At 39.0% G+C, this 2730-nt stretch carries 2 protein-coding genes; both read left to right on the top strand.

Annotated elements, in window-relative coordinates; genetic code table 11:
• Window positions 1–278: 278 nt before the first annotated feature.
• Window positions 279–1112, top strand: a complete 834-nt coding sequence (locus WC623_RS24850) for a tyrosine-type recombinase/integrase (RefSeq protein WP_372856299.1) — start codon at window positions 279–281, stop codon at window positions 1110–1112.
• A gap of 11 nt (window positions 1113–1123) precedes the next feature.
• The gene (locus WC623_RS24845) at window positions 1124–2320 is read left to right on the top strand and encodes an IS91 family transposase (protein ID WP_372856297.1); all 1197 of its coding nucleotides are present in this window, start codon (window positions 1124–1126) and stop codon (window positions 2318–2320) included.
• Window positions 2321–2730 lie beyond the last annotated feature (410 nt).

The raw sequence follows: 2730 nt of genomic DNA, 5'->3' as shown, positions 1-2730 counted from the left end.
GACTACAGAAATATATACCCATGTATCAACAAAAAGTTTAGAAAAAATAAAATCGCCGTTTGATGATTTGTGAATCAAAAATATTTAATAACTTTGGTGAAATAAAGGATGGCATTTGTCAGACCTATACGGACAACAATGGCTGTATAGGACTGATGAAATCAGTCCTATAAACAAGTTGAACTAAACCGCCTGCGGCGGCGGCCTTTCCCGGCACATAGCAACCACTACTCTTAAATTTTCGTAACGACAGTATGTAAACCCCAAAACATACTGCCATGAAACCATTAAGAAAACGCTTTATTCAGCAGATGCAGCTGAAGGGCCTTAGCCCGAGAACAATTAAAAACTACGTTGAATGCATCCTTGCACTTGCATTGTATTTTAACGCCTCACCCGATTTACTGACAACTGTACAAGTCAGGGAATATTTTATTTATTGCCTGAATGTAAAGAAACTCAGTAAATCATGGATGAATCAAACCATCAGCGCATTAAAAATACTCTTTGTTGAAGTCTTAAAGCGGGAGTGGAACCGGCTTGATATTCCACGTCCGCGCAGAGAAAAGAAACTTCCTTTAATATTATCAAGGGATGAAGTACAAAAGATTCTTAGTGCTCTCACAAACATTAAACACCGGGCACTTTTAACGATTACTTATTCTGCCGGTTTACGTGTGGGCGAAGCACGTTGTTTAAAAATCTCAGATATTGATTCATCAAGAATGCTCGTGCGCGTTGAACAGGCAAAAGGGCATAAGGACCGATACACCGTCTTATCACCAAAAGCTCTCGAACTGCTACGTGTTTATTGGAAGTTATATAAACCAAAGTATTGGCTTTTTGAGAATAAAGACAGGCATCCAGTTCCCGAATCGACAGCACAACAAATTTTTAAAAATGCACTTGAAAAAACGGGGATAAAAAAGAAAGCAAGTATTCATACACTCCGCCATAGCTTTGCCACTCACATGCTGGAACAAGGCATTTCACTGCCCATTATTCAGCAGTTGCTCGGACATAAATCGCTCAAAACGACAAGCGGATATCTTCACGTTCAGCAATATTCCATCGATGCTGTAAGAAGTCCTTTGGACACATTGGAACTTTAACTCAACATTGTATGAATACAAACATAATTACTCCTGCTGAGGTTGGGGATATTTTTCGTTTATATTGCGAAAAGTTCCGCCAACGTTATAACTTACCAAGTCGACATATCAGGGCAATGAATGCCATTAAGGATTGTCGCACCAGTGCATTAGGCAGCCACGCCGATATATGCGATAAATGCGGACACACCCGTGTTTTCTATAACTCTTGCCGCAACAGGCACTGCCCCAAATGTCAGGGATTAAACCAAACAAAATGGGTTGACAAACTCTCGGCTAATCTTCTGCCTGTAAAATATTTTCACATCATTTTCACCATACCGGCAGAACTTAACAGGCTTTCGCTTGTTAACCAAAAATGTGTGTATGATATCATTTTCAAAGCAGCATCCGAAACCATATTAATGCTTGCAAAAGATAAGAAACATCTTGGCGTTGATACCGGGTTGGTAGCTGTTTTACATACATGGGGGCAAAACCTGATGGAGCATCCGCATTTGCATACCATAGTTCCTGCCGGCGGTTGGGACGAAACAACCCAATATTGGAAATACTCACATAAAAACTTCTTTATCCATGTGAATGTATTGTCACGTGTATTCAGGGGGAAATTTCTTTCATTGCTCAAAAAGGCATACCAGGAAAACCAACTCAAGTTCGAAGGCGAAATAGCCCCGCTCAAACAGGTAAAGAATTTTAAACAACTTCTCGACCTGCTTTACAATAAAGAGTGGGTGGTATTTTGTGAAAAATCACAAAAAAACTATACACGAATCATAGAATACCTTGCACGATACTCCTATCGCGTAGCCATTTCAAACGACAGGATATTAAGAATAGAAAATGATCGTGTGTTTTTTCGATGGAAAGATTACGAGGATAAAGGAAAACGGAAAGTAATGGACCTTGATGCCGTGGAGTTTATCCGCCGTTTCCTTTTGCATATACTTCCCAATGGTTTTTGCAAAATCCGTTACTACGGAATATTTGCATCATCCAATCGCAAAACAAAACTTAAGCATATCAAAAAAGCATTAGACAGAAAAGCCACAAAAGCTAAATATGCAGGATTGTCCTGGAATGAAGTACTTCTTTTGCTCACAGGTGTTGATCCTTTGAATTGTCCTAAATGCAAAGATGGTAAAATGATACCGGTTGAAGATACATCAAAGGCAGTCATGAAATCAAACAGGTCGCCACCAAAATGATTTATTTTTTTCGCTCTTTGAAATATTACTTTGTTTAATTTTACTGCAAGAGCGGTATGGAATAGTTATGTCCTTTGCTAAATAAAAATTAAACATTTGTACAAAAACAGTTTTGTCAACTGCAATAAACCAGCTGTTTTACTGCAAAAATAAATCAAGTTTAAAGCTATTGGAAACATTGCTTACACACAGAACAAACCTTTGGGGCACAGGCGGCTCAGTCCAACTTGATTTTATACGCAATTTATGGTACATTTGTGCTTCGAGTATTTTTTTTGCGTAAACTGCGTATAAAATCTTAATCGTTGAACTAAACCGCCTGCGGCGGCGGCCTTTCCCGGCACATAGCAACCACTACTCTTAAATTTTCGTAACGACAGTATGTAAACCCCAAAACATACTGCCATGAA

The sequence above is a fragment of the Pedobacter sp. genome, from assembly GCF_041645105.1.
Classification (GTDB): Bacteria; Bacteroidota; Bacteroidia; order Sphingobacteriales; family Sphingobacteriaceae; genus Pedobacter.
Note: the sequence above shows the minus strand (reverse complement) of the source record. Positions and strands in the feature narration are given on the sequence as shown.